Origin of the sequence: Streptomyces sp. NBC_00670 (assembly GCF_036226765.1) — a bacterium.
Lineage (GTDB): Bacteria > Actinomycetota > Actinomycetes > Streptomycetales > Streptomycetaceae > Streptomyces.
Genome location: NZ_CP109017.1, coordinates 2,127,987 through 2,144,054 on the forward strand (window position 1 = coordinate 2,127,987; position 16,068 = coordinate 2,144,054).

Below are 16,068 nucleotides of genomic sequence, written 5' to 3' on the forward strand. Positions count from 1 at the left end.
GGAGTCCCCACCCACCCGCACCCGACAACGCGCCCCCACTCACCCCCGCCCCGACGCACCCCCGTCGCTCCCCGCACCCCCGTCATGCCACCGAGGATCCGTCTCCCACTCAAGATCCCGCTCCCGTGCCGTCTCCATCGCATGCCGCGCCTCCTCGGGCGACGCGTACGGCCCGAAGCGATCCTTCGCCGGACACTCCGGCCCCTCCTCCACCTTCTTGTGCTGAAGGCAGTAGAACCACTCCCCCGGCTTCCCGGCGGTCCGCTTCTTGAACAGGGCCATGACCACAGCTCCTCTCACCACTCACCACTTCACCACCGCCATCGTCCCCCCAACCCCGCTGGATACACTCGCCGACATGTCTGGTCAGTCGCTGCTCGCCCCCGGAGAGCTCTCCCCCGCCCGCTCCGTTCCCGGCAACATCCGCCGCCCCGAGTACGTCGGCAAGCCCGCGCCGACGCCGTACACGGGCCCGGAGGTGCAGACCCCGGAGACCGTCGAGGCGATGCGCGTCGCCGGCCGCATCGCGGCGCGCGCGATGGAGGAGGCGGCGAAGCACATCGCCCCCGGGGTGACCACGGACCGGCTCGACGAGGTGGCGCACACGTACATGTGCGACCACGGGGCGTACCCGTCCACCCTCGGCTACCGCGGTTTCCCCAAGTCGCTGTGCACGTCGGTCAACGAGGTCATCTGCCACGGCATCCCCGACTCGACGGTGCTGCGGGACGGCGACATCGTCAACCTGGACGTGACGGCGTACATCGGCGGGGTGCACGGCGACAACAACGCCACGTATCTCGTCGGGGACGTCGACGAGGAGTCGCGGCTGCTGGTGGAGCGCACCCGGGAGTGCCTGAACCGCGCGATCAAGGCGGTCCGGCCGGGCCGGCAGCTCAACATCATCGGCCGGGTCATCGAGTCGTACGCCAAGCGCTTCGGCTACGGCGTCGTACGGGACTTTACGGGCCACGGCATCAACACGTCGTTCCACTCCGGGCTGATCGTCCCGCACTACGACAGCCCGCAGGCGACGACGGTGATGCGGCCGGGGATGACGTTCACGATCGAGCCGATGCTGACGCTGGGCACGCACGAGTACGAGATGTGGGACGACGGCTGGACGGTCGTCACGGCGGACCGCAGGCGGACGGCCCAGTTCGAACACACGCTGGTGGTCACGGAGACGGGCGCGGACATCCTGACCCTGCCCTGACGACCGCGCGACCGCGCGGCCAGCTCGACCGAGAGGAGCCCGCCCCCTGTCACGCGACAGGGGGCGGGCTCCTTCACGCACCCTTGATCACTCACCGGGTTGCGTTGCCGTTTACCGACACGACGTCGGCAAACCATTGACTTAGGCAAGCCTAACCATAAAAACTGATCGGGCGTCCCACCCGGCACAGGAGGTTTCATGAGCACGTCGGAGCACACCGCCCCGTTCTCGGCCCTGATCCGCACCGCGTCGCACGAGCAGCACCGGGAGGCGGAGACCTCGACGTTCATGGGCGACCTGCTCGGCGGCCGCCTCGGCGTCGAGGCGTACGCGCGCTACACGGAGCAACTGTGGTTCGTCTACCAGGCGTTGGAGACCGGCCCCGCCGCGCAGCTGGCGTCGGACCCGGTGGCGGGCCCCTTCATACGCCCGGAACTGCGCCGCCTGCCCGCGCTGGAACGGGACCTGGCCCATCTGCGCGGCCCCGACTGGCGCTCCGGCCTGACCGCCCTGCCGGCCACGGAGGCGTACGCGGCCCGCATCCGCCAGTGCGCGGAGCACTGGCCGGCCGGCTACCTCGCCCACCACTACACCCGCTACCTCGGCGACCTCTCCGGCGGCCAGATCATCCGCGACCGCGCGGAACGCATGTGGGGCTTCCCGCGCAAGGGCGACGGCGTCCGCTTCTACGTCTTCGAGGACGTGCCCAACCCGGCCGCCTTCAAGCGCCGGTACCGCACCCTGCTGGACGCCGTCCAGGCCGACGACCTGGAGAAACAGCGCATCGTCACGGAATGCAAGAAGGCCTTCACCCTGAACACCACGGTCTTCCACGCCCTGTCCCAGGAGTTCCCCCTGACGGCATGACCCGCCCGGGTCCACCCGTCATGCCCGTACGGTCAGCGGCTCGGTCGCGTGGACGTGGAGGGGTGGGCCGTCGTCCAGGGTCAGGACGACGGCGGGGCCGCCCGTCGTGTGCTGGTCGTTCCGTACGGCGAGGACGGTGCGCCAGGCGCCCCATACCCGGACGCGCTGGCCGGTGCGGACCATGACCGCCGCGACTTCGTGCGTCTCCGGTGCGGCGACGAGGTCGGGGTCCTTCAGCTCCGCGTACACCGTCTTGCCGATTCCGGCGGTGCGCGTCTCGTAGCCCCAGTGGTCGGCGAGGGCCTGGACGAGCAGGAGCCCGCGCCCGCCAGTCTCGTCCGCGCCGGGTTCGCGGACCTCGGGGCGGCCGCCGCCGGCGTCGCTCACCTCCAGCCGCAGTCGGCCCTCGCCCACCGCGCGGGTGATCCGTACGCCGACCTGCCGGTCCCGCGGCGCGGGCGCGCGCAACGCGTTGGTGACGAGCTCGGACAGCACCAACTCGGCGGTGTCCCGCACGGCCTGCCCCACACCCCAGCCCCCGAGCACGGCATGCAACAGGGCCCGCGCCCGGGGAACGCTGCTCAGCGACACGTACATCGATCAGATCGAGATGGAGGCCATCTGCGAGAGCATCCGGACCTACCAGGTGCAGCTCGTTCCCGGGCTCCTGCAGACGGCGGAGTACGGGCGGGCGGTGACGGTCGCCTCGCGTGCGTGGCGCACGCCCGAGGAGATCGACCAGCTCGTGCGCGTCCGCCTCACCCGTCAGGAACGTCTCACCGGTGAAGCTCCGCTCACGTACTGGGCGGTGCTGACGGAGGGTGTGCTGCGCCAGCAGGTGGGCGGCCCCGAGGTGATGGGCGCGCAGTTGCGGCACCTCGTGACCATGGCGCGGCAGCCCAACGTCACCCTCCAGGTGCTCCCGTTCTCGCGTGGTGCGCACGCGAGCATGTACGACCCGTATCTGCTGCTCACCTTTCCGCAGATGGCCTCACTCGACCTGGTCCTCACCGAGACGCCGGCCGGCAACATCTGGATGGAGCGGGAGAGCGAAGTGGCGTGTTACCAGGCGCTCTTCGACGGCGCCCGGATGGCAGCATTGCCACCGACGGAGTCACTCACGCTGATCCAGCAGGTCGCCGAGGAGTACGAACCATGAGCCACGAAGCCCGCACCCCCTCCCTCATCGACACGGCGACATGGCGCAGGAGCAGCCACAGCGGCGGGCAGGGCGACTGCCTCGAACTCGCCCACGGCATACCCGGCCTCGCCCCCGTCCGGGACAGCAAGAAGCCGGCCGGGCCGGTCATACCGTTCGGGCGGGACGCCTGGAACGCCTTCGTCGGCGGTGGCGTCGGCTGACGCCGGTTCAGCGTTCCAGGACCACCCGGCCGCCCACCTCCACCCACCCCTCCGGCTGTGGCGCGGTGAGGAGTTGGGAGCCCCTGCCCTGGGTGATGTTGAGGGCTCGGCCCAGTTGGGCGGTGAGGAGGAGGGCAGCGGCGCCCGTCGCCTCGTCCTCCTCGATCCCGTCGTTGCGGCCCGGGAACGCGCGGGCGCGGACGCGGCCGGCCGGCTCGTCCTGCCAGGCCCAGGCGTAGATCGTCCCCCAGACTTCGTCCGGGGGGACCCCCATCTCGCTTCGCTCCCCTGACGGTGGCACCGGCAGCGCGTCGATCTCCGTCGCCGTCGCGTACTGGCGCAGTGTGCGGGGCGGGGCCCACTCCGGGCGGGCCTCGATCCACGTGAACTCGCCGTCCAGGCGAGTGCCCACCGTGCCCGCGGGGGTGACCAGTTCGGGGACGTCCAGGAGCCAGGCCGTGCCGACGCAGGGGTGGCCGGCGAAGGGGAGGCGCAGGGTGGGGGTGTAGATGTCGATGACTCCGCGCTCGGGGTCGTCGACGAAGACGGTTTCGCTGAAGCCGAGTTTCGCGGCGAGGGTCTGGCGGTCGTCGCGGTCCGGGAGGAGCGAGCCGTTGCGGACGACGGCGAGTTCGTTGCCGTAGCCGGCGGTTGGTCCGCAGAAGACGCGGAGGACGTCGTAGTCGGTCACGGGGGGATTCAACCATCGGAGGGCTGGGGGTGAGGGTTTCGCCCCCGCGGCGGAGCCGCGCAGACAACACAGCCCCGCGCCCCTTACGGCGGGGCGCGGCCCCTGTGATGTGTGTCACCCGAGTCGGGGCGCCCACCAGGGGACTTGACCCCGGCTTGACTTCGACTTGGGGGCGATTTTTCGCCAGTGAGATCTGGGCGTGTCTGTGATCCTTCTGTGAGAGGTGAATCACGACTCCTGCGGGTATGACTGAGGTAATCCTCAGTTAAGTTAGGTCAGCCTCACCTGCCGGTGCGGCCCCGTTGCCCTGGAGCCTGGAGCCCTGATGCGAGCCGTCCGTCTCTCCGTCGTCACCGCCGTCGCCACCACGGCGGCCCTGACCGCCCTCACGGGGTGCACCGAGAAGAGCGACGCCAAGGACGGCGACGCGATCCAGGTGACCGCCGCCGACTCCACCTGCGACACCTCCGCCAAGTCCGTGCCCGCCGGGCAGGTCACGCTGCGGATCGAGAACAAGGGGTCCAGGGCGACCGAGGTCGAGATCCTCTTCCCGGACGACCGGATCGTGTCCGAAAAGGAGAACATCGGGCCCGGGACGAAGTACACGCTGACCGCCGAGGTCAAGGCCGGCTCGTACGAGATCGCCTGCCGGCCCGGCATGAAGGGCCACGGCGTCCGCCAGAAGCTCACCGTCACCGGCGGCGGCAAGACCGCCAAGCGCGACCCGAAGCTCGACAAGGCCGTCGCCGCCTACCGCGAGTACGCGCAGGAGCAGGCCGACGCCACGCTGCCCAAGGTCGAGACCTTCGTGAAGGCGATCAAGGACGGCGACCTGGAGGCGGCCAAGAAGGCGTACGCGCCCTCCCGCATCGGCTGGGAGCGCACCGAGCCCGTGGCCGAGTCCTTCGGCGACATCGACCCCAAGGTCGACGTCCGCGCCGACGGCCTCGAAGAGGGCCAGAAGTGGACCGGCTGGCACCGGTTGGAGAAGGCCCTCTGGGAGGACAAGAAGATCGGCAAGGCGGAGAAGTCGCTCGCCGATCAGCTCGTCACCGACCTCACCGACTGGCAGAAGCGGGTCGGCAAGGCCGAGATCACCCCCACCTCCATGGCCAACGGTGCCAAGGAGCTCCTCGACGAGGTCGCCACCGGCAAGGTCACCGGTGAGGAGGAGCGGTACTCGCACACCGACCTCGTCGACTTCAAGGCCAACGTCGAGGGCGCCCAGAAGTCGTACGAGCTGCTCAAGCCCGTCGCCGAGAAGAACGACTCCGCGCTCACCGCCGAACTGGACAAGCAGTTCGCCGCGTTGAACAAGCTGCTCGACAAGTACCGCCCGAACACGGACTCCTACGACTTCACCTCCTACGACCAGGTCGGCAAGAGCGACCGCAAGGAGCTGTCGGACGCGGTCAACGCGCTCGCCGAGCCGCTCTCCAAGCTCGCCGCCGCCGTCGTCAAGTAGGGCACGGAGAGAGAAGAGAGCAGCGACACAGAGGTGGGAGAGAGCGGGATGGCGGAGATCTCCGGGGAGCCGGGTCCGGGCACGGACACGGGCACGGACACGGACAGCGGTGCGGGGTCCGGCCCCGCCGCTCCCGCACCCTCCCGGCGGGCCCTGCTCGGCTGGGGCGGGGCCGGGCTCGCGCTCGGGGCCGCCGTGGCCGGAGGTGCCGTGGCGATGGCCGAGGCGGGGGACGGCATGGACCCGGCCGGTGCCGACACCGGCGGCGCCGTCGCCTTCCACGGCACGCACCAGGCCGGCATCGCCACCGCCGTCCAGGACCGGCTGCACTTCGCCGCGTTCGACGTGAAGACCGAGGACCGGGCCGCGTTCGTCCAGCTCCTGAAGGACTGGACGGCCGCCGCGCGGCGGATGACCGCCGGGAAGACCGTCGGCGACGGCGCCTACGGCGGGCTCGCCGAGGCACCGCCGGACGACACCGGCGAGGCGCTCGGCCTCAACCCCTCCCGGCTGACGCTGACCATCGGCTTCGGCCCCTCCCTCTTCGAGAAGTTCGACCTCGCCGACCGGCGGCCCGAAGCCCTCGTCGACCTGCCGAAGTTCCCCGGCGACAACCTGGAGAAGTCCCGCACCGGCGGCGACCTGTGCGTCCAGGCCTGCGCGGACGACCCCCAGGTCGCCGTGCACGCGATCCGCAACCTCGCCCGCATCGGCTTCGGCAAGGTCGCCATCCGCTGGTCCCAGCTCGGTTTCGGCAAGACCTCCTCCACCACCCCGGGCGCCCAGACGCCCCGCAACCTCTTCGGCTTCAAGGACGGCACCCGCAACATCGCGGGGGACGAGACCGGCCGGCTGAAGAAGTACGTATGGGTCGGGGACGGCGACGGCGGCAAGACGGACGCGTGGATGAACGGCGGCTCGTACCTCGTCGCCCGGCGCATCCGGATGAACATCGAGGTGTGGGACCGGACCTCGCTGCAGGAGCAGGAGGACGTCTTCGGCCGCGACAAGGGCGAGGGCGCCCCCGTCGGCAAGGCCGAGGAGCACGACCCGCCGTTCCTGAAGGCGATGAAGCCCGACGCGCACGTGCGGCTCGCGCACCCCGACGCCAACGACGGCATCACCATCCTGCGCCGGGGCTACTCCTTCACCGACGGCACCGACGGCCTCGGCCGGCTCGACGCCGGACTGTTCTTCCTGGCCTATCAGCGCGACCCCCGCAAGGGTTTCATCCCGCTCCAGCGCAAGCTGTCCGCGTCCGACGCGCTCAATGAGTACATCCAGCACGTGGGTTCGGCGGTCTTCGCGATCCCGCCCGGCGTCCGCGACGCGGACGACTGGTGGGGCCGGGCGCTGTTCTCCGAGGAGGCGTAGCACCGTGTTCTCCAACTATCTGATCGGTCTGCGCGAAGGGCTGGAGGCCAGCCTCGTCGTCTGCATCCTGATCGCCTACCTGGTCAAGACCGGCCGCCGGGACGCCCTGCGGCCCATCTGGACCGGCATCGCCATCGCGATCGCCCTCGCGCTCGGCTTCGGCTGCGTGCTGGAGTTCGGCTCCCAGGAGCTGACGTTCCAGGCGCAGGAGGCGCTCGGCGGCTCGCTGTCGATCGTCGCGGTGGGCCTGGTGACGTGGATGGTCTTCTGGATGCGGCGCACCGCCCGCCACCTCAAGTCCGAACTGCACGGCAAGCTCGACGCCGCCCTCGCGATGGGTACCGGCGCGCTGGTCGCCACCGCGTTCCTCGCGGTGGGCCGGGAGGGCCTGGAGACCGCGCTGTTCGTGTGGGCGTCGGTGCACGCGGCCGGTGACGGCACCCCGCGCCCGCTGATCGGCGTCGCCCTGGGCCTGGCCAGCGCGGTGCTGCTGGGCTGGCTGTTCTACCGGGGAGCGGTGCGGATCAACCTCGCCAAGTTCTTCACCTGGACCGGCGGCATGCTCGTCGTCGTCGCCGCGGGCGTCCTCGCGTACGGCGTCCACGACCTCCAGGAGGCGGACATCATCCCCGGGCTGACCAGCCTCGCCTTCGACATCAGCGGCACGATCCCGCCGGACAGCTGGTACGGCACCCTGCTCAAGGGCGTGTTCAACTTCCAGCCCGACCCGACGGTGCTCCAGTCGGTGGTGTGGGTGCTGTACCTGGTCCCGGCGCTCGCGCTGTTCCTGGCCCCGGTAGGGTTCGCCTCCGGGAAGGGGAAGGTGAAGGCGCCTGATGACCAGGGATCGCGGACCTCGAAGGCTTCGCAGGCTTGACCGGAGCGCACTGCTCGCGGCGTCGGTGACCGTGCTGTCGTTGACGGCGAGCGGGTGCGTGGTGGTGCACGGGGAGCGCGAGGTGCTCCCGGCCGCCACGAAGGGGGAGGCGGCGAAGGCGCTCAAGGCTTTCCTGACCGCCTACAACAAGGCGCAGCGGGCCAACGACCGTTCCCTGGACGCCGGTCACGTCTCCGGTGCGCTCGGCGACATCGACGGCGCCAAGCTCAAGGCGGGGCACGTGACGGCCCCGGACGGCAACTCCTCGTACAAGGCGCTGGAGCTGACCGACACGACGTACACGATCCCGAAGAAGGCGGGCTGGCCGCGCTGGTTCGTCGCCGACTCGGCCTCCAACCGCGGCAGCAGCCGCTGGCTGCTCGTCTTCACCCGCACCGGCGCGGACGACGCCTGGCGGGTGACCTATCTGACGGTCGTCGCCGCCGACGACGTACCCGTCTTCAAGAAGGACGCCGACGGCTTCGCGGAGCCCGTACCCGCTGGTGACCCGGCGCTCGCGGTGGCGCCGGGCAAGCTCCCGGCACGGTACGCGGACTATCTGCGGGACGGCGGCGACACGTTCGCCTCCGGTGCCTACACCAACGCGCTGCGGGACGCCCGCAAGAAGAACGCGAGCCGGCCCGGGCTCGCCCGCCAGTACCAGGACGAGGCGCTCACCGGCGGCGCGTACACCCCGCTGGGGCTGCGCACGAAGGACGGGGCGGCGCTGGTGTTCTTCGCGACCCGGCACTACGAGAAGCAGACGGCCGCGAAGGGGGTCAGCCTCACGGTGACCGACCCCAGCATCAAGGCGCTGATGAAGGGCGAGCCGAAGCAGTCGCTGACGCTGGGGTACGTCTCGAACCAGGCGGTCCTGGACCCGGCGAAGGGCGCGGGCGACGAGGGGAAGGTCCGGTTCCTGGGACGGGTGGCGGGACTGACGGGAGCGAAGGGCGGATAGGGCGGCGACCCAAGGGGTGGCTAGAGGATCTTTTCGGCTCAGGCGCCGTGCGGCCAGGTCGTCTCGAACGCGTCGGCGTCCTCGGCTCCCACGTGATGGCGGGCGCAGGCGTCGGTGAGCGCCTCCAGCAGGCTCAGCGGGTCCGGCAGCGGGTGTTCGGGGCCGCGTACCCACTCCACGCGCTCCTCGCCCGGCAGCGCGGCCGGCGGTACGAGGACGTAGGAGCCCCGGCAGTGCCAGCGCAGTCCGGGATGCTCGTCCATCGTCTCGGGGTGGCAGTCCAGCGCGCACGGCCACCACTCGTCCTCGTCCTGAGGGGTGCCGCGGGTGAGGGTGAAGAACATCATCCGCCCCTCCCCCGTGCCGGCCCCGCCGCCGGTGACCGCGACCGGACCCACCTCGACGCCGGCCGCCAGCAGCCGGTCCAGGGCCTCCCGGCCGGCCTCGCGCGGCACGTCGAGCACGTCGTGGGTCATGCCGGTGGCGGTGATGAAGTTGGCGTCCGGCTGGTGCCTGGCCCAGCGCTCGACCTGGGCCCTGTCGGTGGTCGACTGGGTCTGCCAGGCCCAGGAGACGGGGTGCCGGGCGGGGGTGGGACAGCCGACGCGGTCGCAGGAACAGCGGTAGCCGACGGGGTGTGCGGCGGGGGCCAGCGGGAGTCCGGCGGCGGCCGTGGCGAGCAGCAGGTCCTCCCGGCCGCCGTCGCCGACGGCGGTTTCGTCCGTGTGGCCGCCACGCATCCACTGGGAGATCCGGGCGAACCTGCCCTGCCCGCCCGCGCGGCGGCCGAACCCTGCGCTCATCGATCTCCTCACCTGGGTACGGAATGCCTCGGCATGCTCAGACATGCTCCATGGTCCCACCATCCTCCGCCTTCGGTGGCCGGAGTCCGTATCCGGGGGTCTTTGCGGGGGTCCGTCGGGTGCCCTTCACTCGTCCGAGTGCCGGGGCGGCCAGGCGTCGCCCCAGTCCGCGTCGCGGGCCGCCCGGTACAGGGGGCCGTGCCGCTTGGTGACCGTCTCGCGGCGCAGCGCCTCGTCCGGGGCGCACAGGTCGAGCAGTACCTGACCCTTGCGGATCTGGGGGCGGCGGACGACGCGGTGGGGTGCCGGGGTCGCGGGCTCGCGCGTGGCGGCGACGTAGCTGAACTTCTCGTCCTCGTACGGCAGTGAGCCGCCCTTGATCTGGCGGTGCAGCGAGGAGCGGCTGACCCGGGCGGCGAAGTGGCACCAGTCCTCGCCGGGGACGATCGGGCAGCGGGCGCTGTGCGGGCAGGGCGCGGCGACGCGCAGCCCGGCGGCGATCAGCCGGTCGCGGGCCTCGATGATCCGGCCGTAGCCGTCCGGGGTGCCGGGCTCGACGATCACCACGGTCCGCCCGGTGGCCGCCGCGGCGTCGACGACGTGGGCGCGGTCGGCGTCGGTCAGCTCGCCGAGGACGTAGGAGACGGTGACGAGGTCGGTGGGGTCGAGGGCGAGCCCCTGCCCGATGCGGGCGCGCCGCCACTCGGCGGCCTTGAGCGCGGGGTGGGCGGCGGCGATCTCCCGGCCGAGCGCGAGGGCGGGCTCGGCCCAGTCCAGGACGGTGACCGGGCGTTCCCGGGGCCAGGTGGCGGCGGTGGCCCAGGTGGCGGCGCCGGTGCCGCCGCCGATGTCGGTGTGGCTGCCGGGGGTCCAGTCCGGGGCGGCCGCGGCGAGGGCGCCGAGGGCGGCGCGGACGGCCTCGAAGGTGGCGGGCATCCGGTAGGCGGCGTACGCGACGACGTCCGCGCGGTCCCGCAGGACCGGGGTGTGGGTCGGGGTACGGCCCCGGTAGCTGGCGATGAGCCGGTCGACGGCGGTGGCGGCCCGGCGGGGCGGCAGACCGTCGAGGAGGTGGGCGAGGGTGGTGCGGAGGGTGTCCTCGGCGGAGGCGGGGGCGGCGGGGTTCACGTGCGGAATTGTAGGGAGCCGCCCCTGCCCTCCCCGTCCCCAGGGGCTGCGCCCCCGAAGGAGCGAGGGCGGCTTCGCTTGACTTCGAGCGCGCTCGAAGTCCTAGCGTCGCGGGCGTTCGTCAGTGCTCACCGTACCGCCCGGTCCGCCGGGCAGGAGGAGTGTCCGCGCATGATCAACCGCACCGCCCTCGGCTCGTCCGGGCTCACCGTCAGCGCGATGGGCTTGGGGTGCATGGGAATGAGCGAGAGTTACGGGGCCGCCGACTGGGACGGCGGCCTGGCCACGATCGACCGGGCCCTGGAGCTGGGCGTCACGTTCCTGGACACCGCCGACGCCTACGGCTCCGGGCACAACGAGGTCCTGGTGGGCCGGGCCGTCCACGGCCGCCGGGACCAGGTGCGGCTCGCCACCAAGTTCGGCATCGACCGCAGCGCCGGCGACCGGGCACGCCGCATCCGCGGTGCCCGGGACTTCGTGCTGCGCTCCTGCGACGCCTCGCTGCTGCGGCTGGGCGTGGAGGTGATCGACCTGTACTACGCCCACCGTCCGCCCCAGGACGTGGAGATCGAGGAGACCGTCGGGGCGATGGCCGAGCTGGTCGAGGCGGGCAAGGTCCGCCATCTGGGCCTGTCCGAGATCGACGGCGAGCTGCTGCGCCGGGCGCACGCGGTGCACCCGATCACCGCGGTGCAGAGCGAGTACTCGCTGTGGACCCGCGACGTCGAGGCGGTCACCCCGGTGATGGCCGAGCTGGGGGTCGGTCTTGTGCCGTACTCACCGCTGGGGCGGGGGTTCCTGACCGGCGCCCTGGACCGCTCCACGCTGGGCGAGAAGGACTTCCGGCGCACCAACCCCCGCTTCGCCGGCGAGGCGGGCGAGGCCAACGAGGAAATCGCGGCGACCGTCCGCGAGGTGGCCGGCCGGCTGGGCGCCACCCCGGCCCAAGTGGCGCTGGCCTGGGTGTACGCCCAGGCCGAGCGGCTCGGGGTGACGGTGGCGGCCATCCCGGGCACCCGCAGCCCGGCCCGGCTGGAGCAGAACGCGGCCGCCCTGGAACTCACCCTGGACGCCGAGGCACTGGCCGCGCTGGACCCGCTGAGCGACCGGGTGAGGGGCGCGCGCTACCTCCCCGCGCACACCGCTGAGGTCGCCCTGGCCGAGGGCTCGGCGCGCACGCCCGGCACCGTCCGCGCCCACCGCTGACCTCGCCGGTCACGGCCGGCCGGGGTCGGGCCGGTGGGTCGGGGTGTATCTGGCGAGCATGGTCTGGACGGCCTGTTCGACGGCGTCGTGGATGTCGGAGGCCCCGGGGTTCCAGTCGGTCAGCAGCATGCGCGGCCACAGGACGTAGTTGGCGATCATGCCGAGGAACTGGTTCGCGGCACTCGCGGCATCCGGGACATCGGCGTTGCCCGCCTCGTGCTCGGCTTCCAGGTAGCTCTGGACGGAGGTGAAGTAGGGCAGTTTGCCGAGCTGGAACTGCATCCGCCCCAGTTCGGGGAACCGTGGCAGTTCGGCGATGACGATCCGGAACAGGGCCGTCATGCCGGGCCGGCCGATCAGGTCGGCATAGCGGTGGCCGATCGTCGTCAGTCCGGAACGCAGGTCTCCGGGCCGTGGCCGCGCGGGGGCGTCCTCGGCGTCGCGCTGCCAGGACTCGGTGACGATGGCCTCGAAGAGTGCCGCCTTGGTGGGGAACCGCTTGAACAGGGTGGACTTCGAGACCCCGGCCGCTTCGGCGATCCGGGCAAGCGAGGTGCCGTCGTAACCACGCTCCAGGAACAGATCCGTGGCCGCGGTGGTGATCGCCTCGCGTTTCTGCCGAGCGAGCCTGCGGTGGTGCGCGGAGAGTTCTGCTGCCATGCGGACAGTATGCCGTGGAACCGAGGCGAGTCACTTGACTCGCCTCCATGGTCCTGCCTACGGTGCGGGAGAAAGGCGAGTCGAGTGACTCGCCTCCTATCCGTGGTGCACCGGGTGGATCCCGGTGGCCGGACCGGTGGAGGAACAGTTCATGACGACCGACAGGATCGCTTTGGTGACCGGCGGGAATCGCGGCCTCGGACGCGGCGCGGCCCTCGCTCTGGCCGCCCGCGGCGTGCGGGTCGTGGTCACCCACCGCGGTGACGCGGCCGGGGCCGAGAAGACGGCGGAACAGGTGCGGGCGGTGGGCGGGACCGCCGCTGTGCTCCGGCTGGACCTCAGCGACGTCTCCTCTTTCGCGTCCTTCACCTCCGAACTGAGCGAGCGGTTGGCGCGCTGGGGTGCTTCGCGGCTCGACATCCTGGTCAACAACGCGGGAGTCGGGATCTTCGGAGCGCTGGAGGACGTCACGACCGACGACTTCGACACGGTGATGGGCACCAACGTCCGGGGCACGTTCTTCCTCACCCAGTCACTCGTGCCGCTGCTGGCCGAGGGCGGCCGGGTCATCAACGTCTCGACGTCACTGACCCGCCACACCAGCCCCGCCACCTCGGTCTACTCCGCCTCGAAGGCCGCCGTCGAAGCCCTGAGCCGCACCCTCGCCGCGGAACTCGGTCCGCGCGGCATCCGGGTCAACTCGATCGCCCCGGGACCGACCGCCACCGACTTCAACGGGGGAGCGATGCGGGACGACGCCGGGATGCGCCGGGCTCTGGCCGGACAGACCGCGCTCGGCCGCGTCGGCGAACCCGAGGAGATCGGCGACGCCATTGCCACGCTGGCCTCCGAGGGCCTGCGCTGGGTCACCGCCCAGCGCATCGAGGTCTCCGGCGGCGCCCTCCTCTGAGCGACCGAGCGACGGCCCGAGGAGACGCGGACGGCGACGGACCCGGCTGTCGCGACCGGACAGGGGCGGCGGGGGCGACAAGCCGCCCCCGGTCAGAGCGGCCGTACCGCCCGGTGCAGACGCGTACCCGCCCTCGCCCGCACCGTGTTGTCCGCGGGCCGCCGTCGCGGATGCACCGCGTTGGAGAGCAGAACCAGGAACGAACCCGTCGCCGGATCCAGCACCACCGACGTCCCCGTGAACCCCGTGTGCCCCGCCGCCCCCCGCCCCGCCAACTCCCCCATGAACCACGGCTGGTCCACCGCGAACCCCAGCCCCGGCGGAGTCAGCATCAGCTCCACGAAGTCGGAGCCGAGGATGCGGGCCGGTCCGTACGACCCCCCGCTCAGCAGCGCCCGGCAGAACACCGCGAGGTCCCGGCCCGTCGAGAACAGCCCCGCGTGCCCGGCCACGCCCCCGAGCGCCCAGGCGTTCTCGTCGTGGACGATCCCGCGCAGCATCCCCCGGTCGGCCTTCGCCCACGGCCGCCGCTGGTCCTCCGTCGCCGCCGCCCCCGGGCGCGGCCCGAAGCCGGTGGCGGTCATGCCCAGCGGCCGGGTGACGCCGTCCCGGATCAGGACGTCCAGCGGTCGCCCGGTCAGCCGTTCGAGCAGCTGCTGCAACAGCAGCATGTTGAGGTCGGAGTAGCGGTACGTACCGGGCGCGCCGACCGGCTCCTCCGCCCGCAGCAGCGCCAGCCGCGCGGCCCCGTCGACGGCGTCGTACAGCGGGAGTTCGGGCCGCAGCCCGGAGGTGTGGGTGAGCAGTTGCCGTACGGTCAGCCCGTGCGCGGCGGCGCCGGTGAAGTCCGGCAGGTACGCCCCGACGCGCGCGTCGATGCCGAGCGTGCCGCGCTCCAGCTGCTGCACGGCGACGACGGCCGTGAACAGCTTGGTGAGGGAGGCGAGGTCGAAGGGCGTGTCGACGGTCATCGGGACCCGTCGATCCGGCGGGAGTTCGACGCCGGTGTCGCTCTCCTCGTCGTAGCGGGCGTGCCGGACCGCCCACCCCACGGCCTCCTCGACCGCGACGACGGGCCCGCGCCCCGCGACGACCACCGCTCCGGCGGCCCAGCCCCGCTCCACCGCCGTCCGCACGTCGCGCACCAGCAGGCGCAGTTCGCCGGGGTCGAGTCCGGCCCGTTCGGGGCTGTCGACACGCAGTCTCGGTGCGCTCAGTGCTCTGGTCCCTCCGTGCCGGCCGGTCCGTTCCAGGGACGGCACAGTGCCACGAAGCACACCACCGACACCAGCGCCGCGCCCACCTGTACGACGGCCATGGGGACGGCGGTGTGCTCGCCCGCCAGGCCGACGAGCGGCGAGGCGAGGGCACCGATGAGGAAGGACGAGGTGCCGAGCAGCGCGGAGGCGGCCCCGGCGGCCCTCTTCGTGCGCATCAGTGCGAGCGCCTGGGCGTTGGGCATCGTCAGGCCGAGCGCGGACATCAGCACGAACAGCCCGGCGGCGACCGGGGCGAGCCCCACCTCGCCGAAGACGCCGGTGGTGAGCAGCAGGAGCGCCAGCGCGGCGGCGGTGACGAGGGCGAGGCCCACCGCCAGCACCTTCTCCAGCCGGACCCGGCCCACCAGCAGCTTGCCGTTGATCTGGCCGACGGTGATCAGGCCGACGGAGTTCAGCGCGAACAGCAGGCTGAAGGTCCCCGGGGAGGCGCCGTAGATGTCCTGCACGACGAACGGGGAGGCGGAGATGTACGCGAACAGCGCGGCGAAGGCGAAGCCGCCGGTGAGGGTGTGGCCGACGAAGACCCGGTCGGCGAGCAGCCCGCGCATGGCCCGCAGGGTGTCGCCGACGCCGCCCCCGTGCCGGCGCGCGGGCGGCAGCGTCTCGGGCAGCCGCGCCCACACCAGCGCGCCGAGCACCAGCCCGACCACCGTGAGCAGGGCGAACACCCCGCGCCAGCCGGTGAACCGCAGCAGCTGGCCGCCGATCACCGGGGCGACGACGGGGGCGACCCCGGAGATCAGCATGAGGGTGGAGAAGAAGCGGGCCATGGCCACGCCCTCGTACATGTCGCGCACGACGGCCCGCGCGATCACGATGCCCGCCGCGCCCGCGAGCCCCTGCACCAGCCGGAAGGCGACGAGCGTCCCGACGGTGGGCGCGAGCGCGCACAGCGCGGTGGCCACGACGTTGACGACGAGCCCGGCGAGCAGCGGCCGGCGCCGGCCCCACCGGTCGCTCATCGGGCCGACCACGAGCTGGCCGACGGCCATCCCGACCAGGCAGGCGGTGAGCGTGAGCTGGACGGTGGCGGCGGGGGCGTGCAGGGACCGGGTGACCTCGGGCAGCGACGGGAGGTACATGTCCATCGCCAGCGGGGCGGTCGCGGTGAGCCCGCCGAGGAGGAAGGTGACGAACAGTCCGGCCCGGGCGGCCGGCGCGGGCGCCGGGGGTGTCTTCGTGACACCGCCGTTCCCCCCGTGCTCCTCCAGGCCGTCCGGTACGCGCGTGGTGCGACCACGCTCGGGCATGGGACCCCTCCCTGTTCT

18 protein-coding genes are annotated in these 16,068 nt (G+C 72.2%); 10 read left to right on the forward strand and 8 right to left on the reverse strand.

What is annotated here, in order from left to right; translation table 11 throughout:
• Positions 1 to 39 precede the first annotated feature (39 nt).
• The gene (locus OIE12_RS09455) at positions 40 to 282 is read right to left on the reverse strand and encodes a hypothetical protein (protein ID WP_329133701.1); all 243 of its coding nucleotides are present in this window, start codon (positions 280 to 282) and stop codon (positions 40 to 42) included.
• 76 nt (positions 283 to 358) lie between these two features.
• Here OIE12_RS09455 and map point away from each other — a divergent pair, with 76 nt between their 5' ends.
• Positions 359 to 1,216, forward strand: coding sequence for a type I methionyl aminopeptidase (gene map, locus OIE12_RS09460; protein ID WP_329133702.1), 858 nt, complete (start codon positions 359 to 361; stop codon positions 1,214 to 1,216).
• A 198-nt stretch (positions 1,217 to 1,414) separates the two neighbouring features.
• Positions 1,415 to 2,083 carry a biliverdin-producing heme oxygenase gene (locus OIE12_RS09465; protein ID WP_329133704.1) on the forward strand — a complete coding sequence of 223 codons (669 nt, stop codon included), beginning with the start codon at positions 1,415 to 1,417 and terminating at the stop codon, positions 2,081 to 2,083.
• An 18-nt stretch (positions 2,084 to 2,101) separates the two neighbouring features.
• Here OIE12_RS09465 and OIE12_RS09470 read toward each other — a convergent pair whose 3' ends face one another.
• Positions 2,102 to 2,680, reverse strand: coding sequence for an ATP-binding protein (locus tag OIE12_RS09470; RefSeq protein WP_329133706.1), 579 nt, complete (start codon positions 2,678 to 2,680; stop codon positions 2,102 to 2,104).
• 13 nt (positions 2,681 to 2,693) lie between these two features.
• Between OIE12_RS09470 and OIE12_RS09475 the strand changes: the two genes are divergently transcribed.
• Both OIE12_RS09475 and OIE12_RS09480 read left to right on the forward strand, forming a co-directional pair.
• Positions 2,694 to 3,242: a DUF5753 domain-containing protein gene (locus OIE12_RS09475; RefSeq protein ID WP_329133708.1), complete on the forward strand. Its 549-nt coding sequence runs from the start codon at positions 2,694 to 2,696 to the stop codon at positions 3,240 to 3,242.
• Positions 3,239 to 3,445, forward strand: a complete 207-nt coding sequence (locus OIE12_RS09480; RefSeq protein ID WP_329133710.1) for a DUF397 domain-containing protein — start codon at positions 3,239 to 3,241, stop codon at positions 3,443 to 3,445. The genes OIE12_RS09475 and OIE12_RS09480 overlap by 4 nt, the downstream gene beginning before the upstream one ends.
• Before the next feature lie 7 nt (positions 3,446 to 3,452).
• On the opposite strand, the gene OIE12_RS09485 is transcribed toward OIE12_RS09480, so the two are convergent.
• Positions 3,453 to 4,136 (reverse strand): PhzF family phenazine biosynthesis protein, encoded by a 684-nt coding sequence (locus tag OIE12_RS09485; RefSeq protein ID WP_329133711.1) that lies wholly within the window; start codon positions 4,134 to 4,136, stop codon positions 3,453 to 3,455.
• A 325-nt stretch (positions 4,137 to 4,461) separates the two neighbouring features.
• Here OIE12_RS09485 and efeO point away from each other — a divergent pair, with 325 nt between their 5' ends.
• The 4 genes from efeO to OIE12_RS09505 are packed head-to-tail and all read left to right on the forward strand — an operon-like array spanning position 4,462 to position 8,813.
• Positions 4,462 to 5,601 carry an iron uptake system protein EfeO gene (efeO, locus tag OIE12_RS09490; protein ID WP_329133713.1) on the forward strand — a complete coding sequence of 380 codons (1,140 nt, stop codon included), beginning with the start codon at positions 4,462 to 4,464 and terminating at the stop codon, positions 5,599 to 5,601.
• Between the two features lie 48 nt (positions 5,602 to 5,649).
• Complete coding sequence (gene efeB, locus OIE12_RS09495; protein ID WP_329133715.1) at positions 5,650 to 6,975, forward strand: iron uptake transporter deferrochelatase/peroxidase subunit; 1,326 nt, start codon at positions 5,650 to 5,652, stop codon at positions 6,973 to 6,975.
• A 4-nt stretch (positions 6,976 to 6,979) separates the two neighbouring features.
• The gene (efeU, locus tag OIE12_RS09500; protein ID WP_030379669.1) at positions 6,980 to 7,852 is read left to right on the forward strand and encodes an iron uptake transporter permease EfeU; all 873 of its coding nucleotides are present in this window, start codon (positions 6,980 to 6,982) and stop codon (positions 7,850 to 7,852) included.
• Entirely contained in the window at positions 7,812 to 8,813 is a 1,002-nt protein-coding gene (locus OIE12_RS09505) for a hypothetical protein (RefSeq protein WP_329133718.1), read from the forward strand. The genes efeU and OIE12_RS09505 overlap by 41 nt, the downstream gene beginning before the upstream one ends.
• Positions 8,814 to 8,851: 38 nt before the next feature.
• Here the strand turns inward: OIE12_RS09505 and OIE12_RS09510 are convergent, their stop codons facing one another.
• A complete protein-coding gene (locus OIE12_RS09510) occupies positions 8,852 to 9,616 on the reverse strand; it encodes a bifunctional DNA primase/polymerase (protein ID WP_329133720.1) in 765 nt (254 codons plus the stop codon).
• 126 nt (positions 9,617 to 9,742) lie between these two features.
• Positions 9,743 to 10,744 (reverse strand): small ribosomal subunit Rsm22 family protein, encoded by a 1,002-nt coding sequence (locus tag OIE12_RS09515; RefSeq protein WP_329133722.1) that lies wholly within the window; start codon positions 10,742 to 10,744, stop codon positions 9,743 to 9,745.
• A gap of 171 nt (positions 10,745 to 10,915) precedes the next feature.
• On the opposite strand from OIE12_RS09515, the gene OIE12_RS09520 reads away from it, so the two are divergent.
• Positions 10,916 to 11,950, forward strand: a complete 1,035-nt coding sequence (locus OIE12_RS09520) for an aldo/keto reductase (protein ID WP_329133724.1) — start codon at positions 10,916 to 10,918, stop codon at positions 11,948 to 11,950.
• 9 nt (positions 11,951 to 11,959) lie between these two features.
• Here OIE12_RS09520 and OIE12_RS09525 read toward each other — a convergent pair whose 3' ends face one another.
• A complete protein-coding gene (locus OIE12_RS09525) occupies positions 11,960 to 12,610 on the reverse strand; it encodes a TetR/AcrR family transcriptional regulator (RefSeq protein WP_329133726.1) in 651 nt (216 codons plus the stop codon).
• Positions 12,611 to 12,761: 151 nt separating this feature from the next.
• Between OIE12_RS09525 and OIE12_RS09530 the strand changes: the two genes are divergently transcribed.
• On the forward strand, positions 12,762 to 13,520 hold the full coding sequence (locus OIE12_RS09530; RefSeq protein ID WP_329133728.1) for an SDR family NAD(P)-dependent oxidoreductase: 759 nt from the start codon (positions 12,762 to 12,764) through the stop codon (positions 13,518 to 13,520).
• Between the two features lie 92 nt (positions 13,521 to 13,612).
• Here OIE12_RS09530 and OIE12_RS09535 read toward each other — a convergent pair whose 3' ends face one another.
• The gene (locus OIE12_RS09535) at positions 13,613 to 14,782 is read right to left on the reverse strand and encodes a serine hydrolase domain-containing protein (protein ID WP_329133730.1); all 1,170 of its coding nucleotides are present in this window, start codon (positions 14,780 to 14,782) and stop codon (positions 13,613 to 13,615) included.
• The gene (locus OIE12_RS09540; protein ID WP_329133732.1) at positions 14,734 to 16,050 is read right to left on the reverse strand and encodes a multidrug effflux MFS transporter; all 1,317 of its coding nucleotides are present in this window, start codon (positions 16,048 to 16,050) and stop codon (positions 14,734 to 14,736) included. Before OIE12_RS09540 ends, OIE12_RS09535 begins: the two co-directional genes overlap by 49 nt.
• Between the last annotated feature and the right edge of the window lie 18 nt (positions 16,051 to 16,068).

Bases quoted from the DNA above. Each gene is read 5' to 3' on its own strand.
- OIE12_RS09455 (WP_329133701.1), bottom strand. From the start codon at position 282: ATGGCCCTGTTCAAGAAGCGGACCGCCGGGAAGCCGGGGGAGTGGTTC.
- map (WP_329133702.1), top strand. From the start codon at position 359: ATGTCTGGTCAGTCGCTGCTCGCCCCCGGAGAGCTCTCCCCCGCCCGC.
- OIE12_RS09465 (WP_329133704.1), top strand. From the start codon at position 1,415: ATGAGCACGTCGGAGCACACCGCCCCGTTCTCGGCCCTGATCCGCACC.
- OIE12_RS09470 (WP_329133706.1), bottom strand. From the start codon at position 2,680: ATGTACGTGTCGCTGAGCAGCGTTCCCCGGGCGCGGGCCCTGTTGCAT.
- OIE12_RS09475 (WP_329133708.1), top strand. From the start codon at position 2,694: ATGGAGGCCATCTGCGAGAGCATCCGGACCTACCAGGTGCAGCTCGTT.
- OIE12_RS09480 (WP_329133710.1), top strand. From the start codon at position 3,239: ATGAGCCACGAAGCCCGCACCCCCTCCCTCATCGACACGGCGACATGG.
- efeO (WP_329133713.1), top strand. From the start codon at position 4,462: ATGCGAGCCGTCCGTCTCTCCGTCGTCACCGCCGTCGCCACCACGGCG.
- efeB (WP_329133715.1), top strand. From the start codon at position 5,650: ATGGCGGAGATCTCCGGGGAGCCGGGTCCGGGCACGGACACGGGCACG.
- OIE12_RS09505 (WP_329133718.1), top strand. From the start codon at position 7,812: ATGACCAGGGATCGCGGACCTCGAAGGCTTCGCAGGCTTGACCGGAGC.
- OIE12_RS09510 (WP_329133720.1), bottom strand. From the start codon at position 9,616: ATGAGCGCAGGGTTCGGCCGCCGCGCGGGCGGGCAGGGCAGGTTCGCC.
- OIE12_RS09520 (WP_329133724.1), top strand. From the start codon at position 10,916: ATGATCAACCGCACCGCCCTCGGCTCGTCCGGGCTCACCGTCAGCGCG.
- OIE12_RS09525 (WP_329133726.1), bottom strand. From the start codon at position 12,610: ATGGCAGCAGAACTCTCCGCGCACCACCGCAGGCTCGCTCGGCAGAAA.
- OIE12_RS09530 (WP_329133728.1), top strand. From the start codon at position 12,762: ATGACGACCGACAGGATCGCTTTGGTGACCGGCGGGAATCGCGGCCTC.
- OIE12_RS09540 (WP_329133732.1), bottom strand. From the start codon at position 16,050: ATGCCCGAGCGTGGTCGCACCACGCGCGTACCGGACGGCCTGGAGGAG.